This window comes from Ruegeria sp. CDSB013 (assembly GCF_059611165.1).
Genome location: NZ_JBXWPA010000009.1, coordinates 88,922 through 104,248, shown reverse-complemented (window position 1 = coordinate 104,248; position 15,327 = coordinate 88,922). Strand labels below are relative to the sequence as shown.

General features: G+C 57.5%; 15 protein-coding genes. 12 read left to right on the top strand and 3 right to left on the bottom strand.

Annotated elements, in window-relative coordinates; all coding sequences use genetic code 11:
• Nucleotides 1–347 precede the first annotated feature (347 nt).
• The 10 genes from AC2FJF_RS15785 to AC2FJF_RS15740 all read left to right on the top strand — a co-directional run bounded on the left by AC2FJF_RS15785 (nucleotide 348) and on the right by AC2FJF_RS15740 (nucleotide 11,258).
• Nucleotides 348–2,291, top strand: a complete 1,944-nt coding sequence (locus AC2FJF_RS15785) for an AMP-binding protein (protein ID WP_496726314.1) — start codon at nucleotides 348–350, stop codon at nucleotides 2,289–2,291.
• A gap of 78 nt (nucleotides 2,292–2,369) precedes the next feature.
• Nucleotides 2,370–3,188: an ABC transporter ATP-binding protein gene (locus AC2FJF_RS15780; RefSeq protein ID WP_496726230.1), complete on the top strand. Its 819-nt coding sequence runs from the start codon at nucleotides 2,370–2,372 to the stop codon at nucleotides 3,186–3,188.
• Between the two features lie 29 nt (nucleotides 3,189–3,217).
• A complete protein-coding gene (locus AC2FJF_RS15775; RefSeq protein ID WP_496726229.1) occupies nucleotides 3,218–4,204 on the top strand; it encodes a branched-chain amino acid ABC transporter permease in 987 nt (328 codons plus the stop codon).
• A gap of 3 nt (nucleotides 4,205–4,207) precedes the next feature.
• Entirely contained in the window at nucleotides 4,208–4,465 is a 258-nt protein-coding gene (locus tag AC2FJF_RS15770; protein WP_058279215.1) for a hypothetical protein, read from the top strand.
• A 3-nt stretch (nucleotides 4,466–4,468) separates the two neighbouring features.
• Nucleotides 4,469–5,545 (top strand): branched-chain amino acid ABC transporter permease, encoded by a 1,077-nt coding sequence (locus AC2FJF_RS15765; protein WP_058275085.1) that lies wholly within the window; start codon nucleotides 4,469–4,471, stop codon nucleotides 5,543–5,545.
• Between the two features lie 75 nt (nucleotides 5,546–5,620).
• A complete protein-coding gene (locus AC2FJF_RS15760) occupies nucleotides 5,621–6,901 on the top strand; it encodes an ABC transporter substrate-binding protein (protein ID WP_058275084.1) in 1,281 nt (426 codons plus the stop codon).
• Nucleotides 6,902–6,976: 75 nt separating this feature from the next.
• Complete coding sequence (locus tag AC2FJF_RS15755; RefSeq protein WP_496726228.1) at nucleotides 6,977–7,810, top strand: ABC transporter ATP-binding protein; 834 nt, start codon at nucleotides 6,977–6,979, stop codon at nucleotides 7,808–7,810.
• 19 nt (nucleotides 7,811–7,829) lie between these two features.
• Nucleotides 7,830–9,047: a phenylacetate--CoA ligase family protein gene (locus tag AC2FJF_RS15750; RefSeq protein WP_496726227.1), complete on the top strand. Its 1,218-nt coding sequence runs from the start codon at nucleotides 7,830–7,832 to the stop codon at nucleotides 9,045–9,047.
• A 119-nt stretch (nucleotides 9,048–9,166) separates the two neighbouring features.
• Nucleotides 9,167–10,831 (top strand): ABC transporter permease, encoded by a 1,665-nt coding sequence (locus AC2FJF_RS15745; protein WP_496726226.1) that lies wholly within the window; start codon nucleotides 9,167–9,169, stop codon nucleotides 10,829–10,831.
• A gap of 76 nt (nucleotides 10,832–10,907) precedes the next feature.
• Nucleotides 10,908–11,258 (top strand): DUF2794 domain-containing protein, encoded by a 351-nt coding sequence (locus tag AC2FJF_RS15740; protein ID WP_058275250.1) that lies wholly within the window; start codon nucleotides 10,908–10,910, stop codon nucleotides 11,256–11,258.
• On the opposite strand, the gene AC2FJF_RS15735 is transcribed toward AC2FJF_RS15740, so the two are convergent.
• The 3 genes from AC2FJF_RS15735 to AC2FJF_RS15725 form a co-directional block, all read right to left on the bottom strand.
• Nucleotides 11,255–11,992, bottom strand: a complete 738-nt coding sequence (locus AC2FJF_RS15735; RefSeq protein WP_496726225.1) for a C40 family peptidase — start codon at nucleotides 11,990–11,992, stop codon at nucleotides 11,255–11,257. The two genes, AC2FJF_RS15740 and AC2FJF_RS15735, sit on opposite strands and share 4 nt — an antisense overlap.
• Nucleotides 11,989–13,371 carry a leucyl aminopeptidase family protein gene (locus tag AC2FJF_RS15730; protein WP_496726224.1) on the bottom strand — a complete coding sequence of 461 codons (1,383 nt, stop codon included), beginning with the start codon at nucleotides 13,369–13,371 and terminating at the stop codon, nucleotides 11,989–11,991. Before AC2FJF_RS15730 ends, AC2FJF_RS15735 begins: the two co-directional genes overlap by 4 nt.
• A gap of 63 nt (nucleotides 13,372–13,434) precedes the next feature.
• On the bottom strand, nucleotides 13,435–13,815 hold the full coding sequence (locus tag AC2FJF_RS15725) for a hypothetical protein (RefSeq protein ID WP_058279209.1): 381 nt from the start codon (nucleotides 13,813–13,815) through the stop codon (nucleotides 13,435–13,437).
• Nucleotides 13,816–13,968: 153 nt separating this feature from the next.
• Here AC2FJF_RS15725 and AC2FJF_RS15720 point away from each other — a divergent pair, with 153 nt between their 5' ends.
• Both AC2FJF_RS15720 and AC2FJF_RS15715 read left to right on the top strand, forming a co-directional pair.
• Entirely contained in the window at nucleotides 13,969–14,619 is a 651-nt protein-coding gene (locus AC2FJF_RS15720) for a carbonic anhydrase (RefSeq protein ID WP_496726223.1), read from the top strand.
• Between the two features lie 102 nt (nucleotides 14,620–14,721).
• The gene (locus AC2FJF_RS15715; protein ID WP_496726222.1) at nucleotides 14,722–15,258 is read left to right on the top strand and encodes an SRPBCC family protein; all 537 of its coding nucleotides are present in this window, start codon (nucleotides 14,722–14,724) and stop codon (nucleotides 15,256–15,258) included.
• Nucleotides 15,259–15,327: the final 69 nt, after the last annotated feature.

The following is a 15,327-nucleotide window of genomic DNA, read 5'->3' as shown; positions in this document are numbered from 1 at the left end:
TCATCTGCCTACCGATCACTTTTCTTACGATTCCTGTATTTCTCGCGGTTTTTTTGGTTCAATTGGTTTTCCTCTTTCGATTGAGGAAATGACAGTCGTAGCCAAATTTGCTCTTTTTGGCCGATTTGAATGCATCTTTTTCTGTAGGGAAAATCACTCCTTCAACCCTGTTACAATTCGTAAGAATTGAGAAAACATCAGGAAAAAGTTGACGCTGATCTTTCCTGCGTCCCTTATCGGGGCGTTGGCGTCCGGGGTTGATCCCTGGTCCGCCGTTTCCGGCCCGGAGGAGGGGTCGGATGGGGAGGAGAAAGAGATTGGCTCAGACGCAGTCGGGCGCTGAAGGGATGCACTCTCTTCCGGCGCTGCTACACCGCAATGCGACCCAGTTCGGGGACGCCCCGGCCTACCGGGAAAAAGAATTCGGAATCTGGCAATGCTGGACCTGGGCCGAAACGGCCAGGGAAATCCGCGCGATTGCCTTGGGCTTTCTGGAACTTGGCGTAGAAAAAGGCGACCATATCGCCGTGATCGGACGTAACCGTCCTGCGCATTACTGGTCGATGGTTGCAGCGCAAATGGTGGGTGCCGTGCCGGTGCCGCTTTATCAGGACGCAGTCGCCGAAGAGATGGCTTATGTGCTGGATCATTGCGGCGCAAAATACGTCGTTTGCGGTGATCAGGAGCAGGTCGACAAGGTCATCGAGATTCAGGAAAACCTGCATCAGGTCAAGCACATCCTCTATACCGACAAGCGGGGGATGCGGAAATACGATCACTCCCAGATGAACGCGCTGGACGACCTGATGGCTGAGGGTAGCGCGGGTCACGCGCGCTTTGACGAGGAACTGGATCGTCGGATTGCCGAGATCGAATACGACGGCACCTGCGTCATGCTGTATACATCGGGTACCACAGGCAAACCCAAGGGTGTGGTGCTGTCGAACCGGAATGTGATTGAAAGTGCCAAGAACTCGGCCGAATTTGACCATCTGACCCGGAATGAGGACATCCTGTCTTACCTGCCAATGGCATGGGTTGGCGACTTCATCTTTTCCATCGGTCAGGCCTATTGGTGTGGTTTCTGCGTGAACTGCCCCGAAAGCGCCGACACGATGATGACGGACCTGCGCGAGATCGGGCCAACTTATTTCTTCGCCCCACCACGAGTGTTTGAAACTCAGCTGACCAATGTGATGATCCGGATGGAGGACGCCGGCAAGTTGAAGCAGCGTATGTTCCATCACTTCATGGCGCATGCCAAGAAAGTAGGCGGGCTGCTGCTGGACGGTAAGCCGGTGGGGTTCGGCGACCGCGTGAAATACGCGCTGGGCAACCTGCTGGTTTACGGGCCGCTCAAGGATACACTGGGTTATGGCCGCTTCCGCGTAGGTTATACTGCGGGTGAAGCTATCGGGCCGGAGATTTTTGATTTTTACCGCTCTTTGGGCATCAACCTGAAACAGCTTTATGGTCAGACCGAAGCGACCGTATTTATCACGGTTCAACCCGATGGAGAGGTGCGCGCGGATACCGTTGGTGTGCCCGCCCCGGACGTTGAGCTGAAGATCGACGACAAGGGCGAAATCCACTACCGCTCGCCCGGTGTGTTTGTCGAGTACTATAACAACCCGGATTCCACGGCCTCGACCAAGGACGCCGAGGGATGGGTTGCCACTGGCGATGCCGGTTTCATCGAAGAAAACTCAGGACATTTGCGGATAATTGACCGCGCCAAGGACGTTGGCAAGATGGCCGACGGGTCGATGTTTGCGCCGAAATACGTCGAGAACAAGTTGAAATTCTATCCCGACATCCTTGAGGTTGTTTTGTTCGGAAACGGCAAGGACCGCTGCGTGGCCTTTATCAATATTGACCTCACAGCAGTGGGCAACTGGGCGGAACGCAACAACGTAGCCTATGCGTCTTATCAGGAACTGACTGCAAATCCCCGTGTGTTAGAGACGATTCGAAGCCACGTGGAAGAGGTGAACAAGTCTGTGGCCGCTGACGAAATGTTGTCGGGCTGCCAGGTGCATCGCTTTGTGGTGCTGCACAAGGAACTGGATGCGGATGACGGTGAGATGACCCGGACCCGGAAAGTGCGTCGCGGGTTTGTCGAAGATAAGTTCAGCGACATCATCGATGCGCTTTATGATGGGTCCAAGCAGGTCTCGACCACAACCGAAGTGACCTATGAAGACGGTCGCAAGGGGTCCATCAGTGCCACGCTTGAGATTGTCGATGCGCCGGTTGTACCGGTTGCGCAGCACAAGGTGGCGGCGGAATGAAGGCCGGTCGTGCGCCGCTCGACCTGCGGTCATCGCCCCGCCCGCCGTCCCGTATTTCCGCAAGTCTGGGAGTGACTGATGCTGGATAACTCCGAAGGATATGTCACCGAAGACGGCCGCAAGATCGGCGGCGTGGTGATGGAGATGAAAAACATCACCCTGCGCTTTGGCGGTGTGGTGGCGATCAAGGATATCTCGTTCGATATCCGAGAGGGCGAGATCCGCGCCATCATCGGCCCGAACGGGGCCGGTAAATCCTCAATGCTGAACGTGATTTCAGGGTTTTATATCCCGCAGGAGGGTGAGGTTTGGTTCCATGGATCAAAGCGCCCGCAGATGCGCCCCTACGAAGTTGCGCGGCAAGGCATTGCCCGGACGTTTCAAAACATCGCCCTATTCGAAGGTATGAGCGTGCTGGACAACGTCATGACCGGGCGCCTGAACTACATGAAGACCAACATCTTTCAGCAGGCCATGTGGAAGGGCAAGGCTGAGGCGGAAGAGGTCGAAAACCGCGAAGCGGTCGAGAAGATCATCGACTTTCTTGAGATTCAGCACATCCGTAAGACGCCGGTGTCACGCCTGCCTTACGGGCTAAAAAAGCGGGTGGAACTGGCCCGCGCGCTGGCGGCGGAGCCCAAGCTATTGCTGCTGGACGAGCCGATGGCCGGCATGAACGTTGAAGAGAAAGAGGACATGAGCCGCTTTATCCTCGACGTGAATGACGAGTTTGGCACCACCATCGCCCTGATCGAGCATGACATGGGTGTTGTGATGGATCTGAGCGACCGGGTGGTCGTGATGGATTACGGCAAGAAGATCGGCGACGGCACCCCGGATGAGGTGCGCAGCAATCAGGAAGTCATCGACGCCTATCTGGGGGTGAGCCATGACTGAGCAACTGACAGACATGAGAGGGGGCGCACATGCCTGATCAGCTGATTTTCGCGATGGAGGTTTTCCTCAACGGCCTTATGGCAGGTGTTCTGTACGCCCTGGTCGCACTGGGCTTTGTGCTGATCTACAAGGCGTCCGGAATCTTCAATTATGCTCAAGGGGTTATGGCCCTTTTCGCTGCCATGACTCTGGTGGGGATCATGAACGGGCAGGTCCCGTTTGCCCATCTGATCAACGCGACATTCGGAACGCATATCCACAAGTTCGGATGGAATGTGCCTGCGTTTGTGGCGATTATCCTGACGATGGGTGTCATGGTTCTGCTGGCCTGGGCGGTGCAACGCTTTGTGATGCGGCATTTGGTCGGGCAAGAGCCGATTATCCTATTCATGGCGACCATCGGTCTGGCCTATTTCCTTGAGGGCGTGGCTGACCTGATGTGGGGATCCGAGATCAAGACGTTGGATGTCGGCCTGCCGCAGGGCATCAACCTGTGGATCGATGAGACCACGTTCAACATCTTTGGCTACGGCTTCTTTATCGACAACCTGGACATTGTGGCGACGGTGATTGCCGCACTGCTGGTGACCGCACTGGTCGCGTTCAGCCAATACACCAAGCAGGGCCGGGCGATGCGCGCGGTGGCCGATGACCATCAGGCGGCGCTGTCTGTCGGAATTTCGCTGAACTTCATCTGGATCATGGTGTGGTCGGTTGCGGGCTTTGTCGCACTTGTTGCAGGCATCATGTGGGGCACCAAATCGGGCGTTCAGTTCTCGCTGTCCCTGATCGCGCTCAAGGCGCTGCCGGTGCTGATGCTGGGCGGATTTACTTCGATCCCCGGGGCCATTGTTGGCGGGCTGATCATCGGTGTGGGCGAGAAGCTGTTCGAGTTCGCGATCGGCCCGCTGGTCGGCGGCGCGACCGAGAACTGGTTCGCTTATGTTCTGGCGCTGATCTTCCTCGTGTTCCGGCCGCAGGGCCTGTTCGGTGAGAAGATCATTGAGAGGGTGTAGGACGTGACCAAGCTGATCGCCATCATCAACGTGATCGCGTGGGCCGGGTTCTGGGCTTTTGGCTACATCGCGCTCACTTCGGATGATTTAACCGAAGGTCAGTTGGTGATTGCAGCAATTCTGGCTTTTGCCGGGCTCGCCATGGGCATCCTGGCTTACATGAAACTGGTGCGCGCCTCAGAGGCGAGCGGATATGCAAAAGGCTCCAAGCAGCTGAACGCCGAGGCCCGCAACCGGGCGCAAGAAGAATGGGGAAAGTAAGACATGTTTTATCGTGAGGCCGGGGATTTCAAAACCTCCTACACAGATGACAGCCAGACCTTTCCGATCAAGTTCGACCGGTATCGGTATTATGTGGTTTTGGCGGTGGCGTTTGGGATCATCCCGTTCGTCATCAATGACTACTGGGCCAATGCGCTGTTACTGCCCTTTTTGATTTATGCCATTGCGGCGATCGGGTTGAACATTCTTGTGGGGTATTGCGGGCAGGTATCCTTGGGTACCGGTGGCTTCATGGCTGTGGGTGCCTATGCCTGCTACAAGCTTATGACCTCTTTCCCGGATGTCAGCATGTTCATTCATGTCATTCTTGCCGGCGGCATAACGGCCATTGTCGGGGTGCTGTTTGGCCTGCCGAGCCTGCGGATCAAGGGGTTCTATCTCGCCGTGGCCACGCTGGCGGCGCAGTTCTTCCTTGTGTGGCTCTTTAACCGGGTGCCTTGGTTCTACAACTATTCGGCCTCGGGTCAGATCAACGCGCCGGAAAGGGATGTGTTCGGCATCATCATCACAGGCCCGAATGCACCGGCATGGGCCACCTATCTGTTCTGCCTGATTTTCCTGGCCGTCAGCGCCCTGATCGCGCGCAACTTGACGCGCGGCACGACGGGCCGGACATGGATGGCGATCCGTGACATGGACATCGCGGCCGAGATCATTGGGGTGAACCCGCTAAAGGCCAAGATGAGCGCCTTTGCCGTCAGCTCGTTCTTTATCGGCATCGCGGGCGCGCTATTCTTTGCTGTCTATCTTGGTGCGGTCGAGGTCGGCGAAGTATTCGGTATCCAGAAATCGTTCCTAGTCCTGTTCATGATTATTATCGGAGGGTTAGGGTCCATTTTCGGATCGTTCGCCGGTGCCGCTTTCCTTGTTCTGCTGCCGGTGGTCCTGAAAGTGGTGGGCGTCGACGTTCTGGGCTGGCCCACGGATATCGTGGCACATCTGCAGCTGGTGATCGTCGGCGCGCTGATCATCATGTTCCTGATCTTGGAACCGCACGGGCTGGCACAACTGTGGCGCGTGGCGAAAGAGAAACTGAGACTATGGCCGTTCCCGCACTAAGGGGTCGGCCCAATGAAAAAACGGGCGGCACAAGCCCGAACGCAACATCGGACTAACCAAGGGAGGAGACACCCGATGAAATTGAAACTGGCAACCGCGGCGCTGAGCGCCCTGATGGCTGCAGGACCCGCTCTGGCGGATCTTGTGATCCCCGATCTGAGCTATCGTACCGGGCCTTACGCCGCTGGCGGCATTCCGTTCTCGGATGGCTATAACGACTATTTCACCCTGCTGAACGAGCGCGATGGCGGCATCGGCGGTGTTCCGATCCGGATGGTCGAATGCGAAACCGGCTACAACACCGAAAAAGGTGTGGAATGCTATGAAGCCACCAAGGGCGAAGGCGCTTTGGTGTATCAACCGCTGTCGACTGGCATCACCTATCAGCTGATCCCAAAAGTCACCGCAGACGACATTCCGCTGCACACGATGGGTTATGGCCGGACCTCGGCCAAGAATGGCGATGTGTTTAGCCACACCTTCAACTATCCCGCCAACTACTGGGACGGGGCCTCGGGTGCGGTAAACTATCTGCTTGAGGAGAACGGTGGTGATCTGAGCGGCAAGAAAATCGCGCTGGTCTACCACAACTCGGCCTATGGTAAGGAGCCGATCCGCACACTGGAAGAGCTGTCCAAGAAGCACGGTTTTGAACTGGTCGCCCTGCCGGTCGATCACCCGGGTCAGGAACAGAAGTCGCAGTGGCTGCAAATCCGCCGTGATCGTCCCGACTATGTCCTGATGTGGGGCTGGGGCGTGATGAACCAGGTTGCGGTACAAGAGGCCGCCAATATCCGGTTCCCAATGGAAAACTTCATCGGTATCTGGTGGTCCGGTTCGGAGAACGATGTGCTGCCAGCGGGCGAAGCCGCCAATGGCTATAAGGCACTTACCTTCCACAACGTTGGCACGGATTTCCCGGTCTTTGACGATCTACAGAAACACGTTGTCGATGCGGGTAAGGCTGCTGGTGCGGGTGATCAGGTAGGCACTGTTCTGTATAACCGTGGTCTCTATGCGGCTGTTCTGGCTGCCGAAGCCATCAAGAAAGCCCAGGAAATCTCCGGCAATGCGGAAATCACCCCGTCTGAGATGCGTGCCGGTATGGAAGCACTGGAGATGACCGAAGAGAAGATGGCCGAACTGGGCCTGGCAAACTTCGGTCCGACCTTCTCGGTCTCCTGCGAAAACCATGGCGGTGACGCCCTTGTGGGTGTGACGCAGTGGGATGCAGCAAACAAGACCTGGACGCTGATCTCGGACTTCAAGCAGACCGATGGTGAAGTGATCGGCGCGCTAATCGATGAAGATTCTGCGGCTTATGCAGCAGAAAACAACATTGAAGGGCGTTGCTGATACAGCGCTTTGAACAACCCGGGGCGGCGGCAGACCGCCGTCCCGAACCCCACACTCGCTTAAGGACACGCGCAGATGCTGGATGCGGCACAAACCACTGACACCAAGTCGGAAACCCTGCTTGAGGTCAACAATATCGAGGTGATCTATAATCACGTGATCCTCGTTCTGAAAGGCGTCAGCCTGACTGTGCCCAAGGGCGGTATCACGGCCCTGCTGGGCGGCAATGGCGCGGGTAAGACGACAACGCTCAAGGCGGTGTCGAACCTTTTGCATTCGGAACGCGGTGAAGTCACTAAAGGTACGATCGAATATCGCGGCTCCAGCGTGCATGAAAGCGATCCTGCCGATCTGGTGGAAAAGGGCGTCATCCAGGTGATGGAAGGCCGCCATTGTTTTGAACACCTGACGGTTGAAGAAAACCTGCTGACCGGGGCCTATACCCGCAAGGATGGCAAGGCCGCCATCCAGCAGGACCTTGAACTGGTCTACACATATTTTCCCCGTCTGAAGGAACGCCGCCGGTCGCAGGCAGGCTACACCTCGGGTGGTGAGCAACAGATGGTTGCAATGGGTCGGGCTTTGATGTCGCGGCCCGAGACGATCCTGCTGGACGAACCCTCGATGGGTCTGGCGCCGCAGCTGGTCGAAGAGATTTTCGGTATCGTGAAGGACCTGAACGAGAAAGAAGGTGTTTCTTTCCTGTTGGCCGAACAGAACACCAATGTGGCTCTAAGGTTTGCGCATTACGGCTATATTCTGGAATCCGGGCGTGTTGTGATGGACGGCCCCGCCGCCGATCTGCGTGAAAATCCGGACGTGAAAGAATTCTATCTGGGCATGTCCGACGAAGGCCGCAAAAGCTTCCGTGACGTGCGGTCTTACCGCCGCCGCAAGAGGTGGTTGTAAGCGAATGGAGGATCTGGCGATGACCTATTTCGACGCTCTCGAAACCCGATCAGCCGATGAACGCTCCGCTGATCAGGCGCAGGCGCTGCGTACTCAGATTGACCGCGCCTTGTCCGCACCGGGCTTTGCTGCGCATCTGGCGGATGCGGATACCAGCGCGGTGATTTCAGCCGATGATCTGGTGAAACTGCCGGTATTGCGAAAATCCGATCTGGCGCAAGCACAGGCGTCGCGTCCGCCATTCGGCGGATTTACCGTCAAACCGGCCCGGCATTTCCATCATGTGTTCCAGTCTCCTGGTCCAATCTATGAACCTGGCAGCACGGATCATGATTGGTGGCGCATGGGGCGTTTCCTGAACGCCGCCGGAGTTGGGCCCGGCGATATCGTTCAGAACTGTTTCGGCTATCACCTGACGCCAGCGGGTATGATTTTTGAAAGCGGCGCACGCGCAGTAGGGGCAGCTGTGCTGCCAGCCGGTACTGGCCAGACCGAATTGCAGGTGACAGCAGCGCGCGATGTAGGCTGCACGTCCTATGCGGGCACACCGGACTATCTGAAGGTCATTCTGGACAAGGCGGATGAGATGGGCGTGGCCTTGAACTTCTCAAAGGCTGTCGTGGGCGGCGGCGCGCTGTTCCCATCGTTGCGTCAGGACTATGCCGATCGGGGGATTTCCTGCCTGCAATGCTATGCCACGGCCGATCTGGGCAACATCGCCTATGAAAGCGCCGCGATGGAAGGGATGATCATCGACGAACATGTCATCATCGAGGTTGTCACCCCTGGCACCGGAACACCGGTAGAGCCGGGTGAGGTGGGTGAGGTTGTGGTGACCTCTTTGAACCCCGATTACCCGCTGATCCGCTTTGCCACGGGTGATCTGTCCGCGATCATGCCGGGTGTTTCACCCTGTGGGCGGACCAACCTTCGGATCAAGGGTTGGATGGGTCGCGCGGACCAGACCACCAAGATCAAGGGCATGTTCGTCCGCCCAGAACAGGTGGCAGCATTGGTCGATAAGCACGAGGAAATCGTCAAAGCCCGCGTCATCGCCGCCCGTCAGGGTGAGATGGACACGATGACCGTTCAGATCGAAAGCGCAAGCGGAGACGACATGGCCTATGCCAAGTCCGTGGTCGAGGTGCTGAAACTGAAAGGCGCAATCGAGGTTGTAACCCCCGGATCACTGCCGAAGGACGGGTTGGTGATCGAGGATCAGCGCGTTTACGAATAACCCCGAGCCATGTCTGCGGCAGTATGTGCCGCAGATTTGTTTTTCCTGCACTGGTGTTTCTTAGCTTTTTGGTCGATTAAAGGCTGATCAATAGCCAACGCCAGTCACAATCCGGGTCCATGGCCGAAATCGACTATTCAGAACACGGGAAACGCAATCGCGGCGCGCTGGGCACCCGGTTGGTGGCCACTGTGGCCTATATGGTAGCAGCCGCTTGTCTTCTGCCGATGGTTGCGGTTGTTCTGGCGGCGGTGACGGGGGGTACGGATACGGTCTCACATCTGTTCGAGACGGTTTTACCCGGGTATGCACTGACAACCGTGATCCTTGTCGTTTTGGTGGCTATCGGCACGTTCTCTATCGGGGTAGGCGCGGCGTGGCTGGTGACGATGACACGCTTTCCCGGTGTGCGTTTTCTGGAAATTGCACTGGTGCTGCCGTTGGCTTTTCCGGCCTATGTTCTGGCTTATGCCTATACGTTCATTCTGGATCACCCCGGTATCGTGCAGACCACGCTGCGCGACGTGACAGGTTGGGGGCCGCGCGACTATTGGTTCCCGGAAATCCGCTCGACCGAGGGCGCGGCGGTGATGCTGATCCTAGTGCTCTACCCTTATGTCTATCTGCTGGCGCGGGCCGCGTTTCTGCAGCAAAGTGCCACCGCTTTTCTGGCCGCCCGTGCGCTGGGCAAAAGCCCGTGGTTGGCATTCTGGCATGTCTCGCTGCCGATGGCTCGTCCAGCCATTGCCGGGGGTGTCCTGCTGGCCATCATGGAAACCATCGCTGATTTCGGCACGGTCGCCTATTTCGGCGTTCAGACATTCGCCACGGGCATCTACACAAGCTGGTTCTCGATCGGCGACCGAGCGGCTGCGGCGCAGTTGGCCTTGTGCCTGCTGGGCTTTGCGCTGGTCATGGCCGTGGCCGAGCGGACGCAGCGCGGCAAGGCAAAGTACTATCAGGCAGGCAAAAGCCATGCGTCCCTGCCTTCGGCGCAGCTTAAGGGCTGGCAATCCGCAGCAGCCATAACCTTGTGCGCTATTCCGGTGGTACTGGGGTTCTTGCTGCCGGTATTTATCTTGATCCAGATGGGCCTGACCTCGGAACAAAACCTGCTGTCTCGGCGATATATCGGGTTCATTCAAAACTCGCTGACACTTGCAGGAGTGGCCGCCGTAGTTACGGTCTGCGCCGCGATCTGTGTTGGGTTCTTTCAGCGCCTTCGTCCGGGTCGAGGATCATCGACCACAGGCTATCTGGCGCGGTTGGGCTATGCGGTGCCCGGCGGCGTGATCGCTGTTGGCCTGATGGTACCCTTCGCCAGATTCGACAACGCGCTGGATTCGTGGATGCGCCAGACGTTCGACGTCTCGACCGGCCTGCTGGTGACGGGTTCGATCTGGTTGCTGGTGGCAGCTTACATGGTGCGCTTTCTGGCGGCAGCGCTCAGCGCGTATGAGGGTGGGCAGAGCACAGTGCACGCCAATATGGATGCTGCGTCCCGGTCTTTGGGCCAATCGCCGCTGGGCACCTTGCGCCGTGTGCATTTGCCAATCCTGACACCCTCATTGCTGACGGCCTTGTTGATCGTGTTTGTGGACGTGATGAAAGAGCTGCCCGCGACCCTGATCATGCGCCCATTCAACTTTGATACGCTTGCGGTCCAGGCCTATCGTCTGGCCTCGGACGAACGGTTGGAGGGGGCAGCGGTACCCTCGCTTGTGATCCTGGCCGTTGGGCTTTTGCCGGTGATTCTAATCTGTCGACAAGTTGGGCGACGGTAAGGCGAAACGATTCAAAATTACCACACCTGTTGGCACCGGACTTGATTCAAATGCGTTTTCCGGCAAGGCTGAGGGTATGAACATGCAGCCTCCCAGCCGGTTTTCTGCAAACTCGGCCCAGATGCCCGTCGCGTTCGACCGGCGCGAGATGTCACATATCCTGTCCGTCTATGGCAAGATGGTCGCCGCCGGAGAATGGCGCGACTATGGTATTTCCAACCTGCGCGATATGGCGGTTTTTTCCATTTTCAGACGCACGGCAGAGCATCCGATCTACCGGGTTGAAAAACACCCTCGTCTGCGATCCAAACAGGGGATGTATTCAGTGATCGGCATGGACGGGCGGATCCTGAAGCGAGGCCATGACCTGCGCACCGTGCTGCGCGTGTTAGAACGCAAGCTGATCCGATCTGTCGACCTTGATTAGAGCCTTTTGTGGGCTGTTACTGGCCCGTCGCCCTGCTCCAGAATCCGTGTGATTGCTTGATCCATCGGCTCGAACGTCACATCCATGTGGTAGGCGTTGGCGTGAAGCAGCATGTTCTCGCCATAGACCCATGCCACGTGGCCTTTCCAGAACAACAGATCCCCGCGCTTTGGTTCAGTCCCGGCGGGCAGCGCCGTACCCAGTTCGCGTTCCTGATCACTGCTATCACCGGGGCAGGGTATGCCGCAGGCCAGTAAACCGGCCTGAACCAACCCAGAACAATCAATACCGAAGCAACTGTTTCCCCCCCAAAGATAGGGCGTGCCCAGAAATAGCTCGGCCACCGCTACGGGGTCGGTCAGGTGCGTTGCTCTGAGTTTGGCGTGAATCGCTGGAATGAACCCCAGTTCAGTTTCCAGAAATCTATTCTGTTCCGACAGCACGCATAATTTGCTGCCAAAACTCAGCGATACGCGGTCCTGGCTTTTCATGTCGGGCTGTTGATAGGCATGTGTCGCGGGCGCGGTGACCCAGTGGGTCTGTTGCGCCTCAGGCCCCAGTTGATCGGACCTGACCCAACCGGGATAGCCATCCTTGACCGAGGTGATCCGGCTCCACCCATCGGTATCGTCAACAACATCTACCGGGTCGCCAAACAACAGCTGCCGATCCCTTGGGCCATTCGGGCTGCGCAACAAATCAACAACCGGCTTTATGACGCGCAGGCGGGTCATAGGTTCAGAATCTCGGGCAGGGCGGTCAGCACGGCACGCGGCCCTTGGCCCAGACCGCCCTTGCTGCGTCCGGGGGCTTTGCTGGGCTGCCAGGAATAGATGTCGAAATGCATATAGCGGCTGTCACCCACAAAGCGGCGCAGGAACAGGGCCGCGGTGATCGAGCCTGCGAACCCACCTAATGGAGCATTGTCCAAATCAGCAATGCCGGGTTCGATCATCGCCTCATAGGGTTCATGGAAAGGCATCCGCCAGACAGGGTCGGCCGATTGCCGACCAGCGTTGGCCAGCGCGTCTGCCGCGCCATCGTCATCGGTGTAAAAGGGCGCCAGATCGGGACCAACCGCCACGCGCGCGGCACCGGTCAACGTCGCCATCGAGATGATCAGGTCAGGTTCACCCTCATCCGCCAGCGCCAATGCGTCGGCCAGAACCAGCCGCCCTTCGGCGTCGGTGTTGTTAATCTCCACCGTCAGACCTTTGCGCGAGGTCAGGATGTCGCCCGGCCGGAACGCGTTGCCGGACACCGAGTTCTCGACCGCCGGGATCAGCACGCGCAGTTGTACAGGCAGCTTTAGTGCCATGATCATCCGCGCCAGTCCCAGCACATTGGCCGCGCCGCCCATGTCCTTTTTCATCAGGGACATCGAATTCCCTGGCTTCAGATTCAGTCCGCCAGTGTCAAAGCACACACCTTTGCCGACAAGGGTCAGTTTGGGCCCGGTGTTGCCCCATGTCATCTCGATCAAGCGCGGTGTTTGCGCGGCGGCGCGTCCGACCGTGTGAATCAGCGGGAAATTCTGGTCCAGCAGGGCGTCGCCTTTGATTACCGAACAGGACGCGCCGAATTCCTGCGTCAAATCCTCGGCCGCGGCCTGCAGCTGATCCGGTCCCATGTCCGAGGCCGGTGTGTTGACCAAATCGCGGGTCAGCGCCTCGGCACTGGCTAGCGCCTCAATCCGCGCGGCATCAACACCTTCGGGTGCAATGAGTCGCGCCTTGGCAGGTGATTGATTGGCGTAACGGTTAAAGGCATATCCTGTGAGCAACCAACCAAGGCACTCGTTGCTTATCGCATCAGCGGGCACACCTGATGCGATGTGATAGGTTCCCTTCCGTAAGGCTTCGGCCGCCGCTGCCAACGGGAACCGTTTGCGCGCGCGCTTGCTGCTATTTCCGTAACCCGCCAATGCCATTTCGGGCGCACCATCTGATTGCGGGATCAGCAGTGCCTGTCCCATGGCCCCGGTGAATCCATTGGCCTCGACCCACGATGCGATGTGGCTTGGCTGGTCTTTCAACCAATCGTCAAGATCGGGTTGCGAAATGACATGCAGCGGTACAGAGGGTTCGGACGGCGAAGCGAAGGACAGGGTCATGGACATCTCGGCTGGTTCGATTTGTGCCCAGCCTAGCCGCCCACAATCCGTCCGCAAGCCCCGTCAGAGGGAAAGATCCTGCTGATCCCAGATTACGGTCAGCGATTTCTCACCTACACGGATCAGGCGCGACAGGGTGGCCCCCGTCGCGACCGCATCCCCAACATCCACCGATTGCGCCACATCACCGGCGACTCGGGCCAGCGCCGTCATGCCAATCTGTTCGGCAATGGCCACCAGTGACCGGGCGCATTTGCGCAGCCCGGCCCAGTCGCGCTGACGCCAAAATCGCTCGCAGTTTGACAGGCGCACGGCCAATTCCTCGACCGTACGGCACAAAACATCCAATGCATTCTTGTCGCCCAATTGGTGATACAGCCCGTTCAAGCGGTCCGTATCCAGCCGAACGGTTTCCTTTTGTTCAAGCGTGACTATTTTATCCACCACATCTACCCCAATTCTCTACGCCCCCACGGCATAGCTGGACATTGACGGTAGAATCCTTTGCAAAACCTTGCGTCGATGCTGGAAAATGGGTCGAATTTTCTGCGAATTCAGGTTACAGCAGCCGGCAGATACAAGAACGGGGACATGAGAATGGACTTAGCCAAACCTCTGCCGACCTATCTGGTCAAGCGGTATCACGGATGGAAAGCCACCACCTATTCAGAAAATCAGGTCTGGTATCGCCGCCTGGCGACCGAGGGACAGCGCCCGCGTGCGATGGTGATTTCATGCTGTGACAGCCGGGTTCACGTAACATCGATCTTCGGCGCTGATCAGGGCGAGTTCTTTATTCACCGCAACATCGCCAACCTTGTGCCGCCTTACGCCCCTGATGGCGATCACCACGGCACCAGTGCGGCAATCGAATACGCGGTTACGGCGCTGAAAGTCGCGCACCTGATCGTTCTGGGCCACTCGCAATGCGGCGGCGTTCAGGGCTGCATCGACATGTGCAAGGGCAAAGCCCCGCAACTGGAAGCAAAAGAAAGCTTCGTTGGCCGCTGGATGGATATCCTGAAACCGAGATATGAATTGGTTGCCGATGTTGAAGACAGCGTCGATCAGGCGCGGCAGTTTGAACGGCAGGCAGTCGTGGCATCGCTGGAGAACTTGATGACCTTTCCCTTCGTTTCCTCTGCGGTAGATGACGGCTCGCTGAGCTTGCATGGGCTGTGGACCGACATCGGTGAAGGTGGGTTGCAATGTTATGACCCTGCCGAGAAGAAATTCGTGGTTGTCTAAGCGACCCGACATCTGAAGAATTCGAATGGCGCGGATCAGGTCTCTGATTTCGCGCCATTTTTTGTTATGATTGACACAAATTTTTCGGATCAGGAGCGCGCCATGCGATTCATCAAACGTATTCTTGTCATTCTGCTTGTTCTCATTCTGGTTCTGGTTGGCGTATCTTACCTTTTGCCCGGCAAGGCCGAACTGTCCCGCAGCATCACGATCGACGCACCCGCCAGCGCGATCTTTCCTTACGTAAACTCGATGCAGGAAACCGAACAATGGTCGCCCTGGCTGTCGCGCGATCCGGAAACCCAGCTGTCTTATTCAGGCCCCGAGGCAGGTGTCGGCAATACTCTGAACTGGACATCAGAGAACCCGCAGGTGGGCACCGGTTCGCAAGAAATCGTCGAAAGCGTTCAGGACCAGACGGTTAAAACGGCGCTGGATTTTGGTCCGATGGGGCAAGCATCGGCCTCTTTCGACCTGACGCCCGAGGGTGATCAGACTCAGGTGATATGGGGGTTCGAGTCCGATCTTGGCATGAACCCAATGTCGCGCTGGATGGGTCTGATGATGGATAGCTGGGTCGGCGGAGATTACGAGCGCGGTCTGACAAACCTCAAGGCATTGGTTGAGCAGCAGGGGTGATTGGCAGAAGCTCTTATTTTTGTTCGAGTCGATTCTGCCGGATACTGCGATTTAACCGAACGGCTTTTA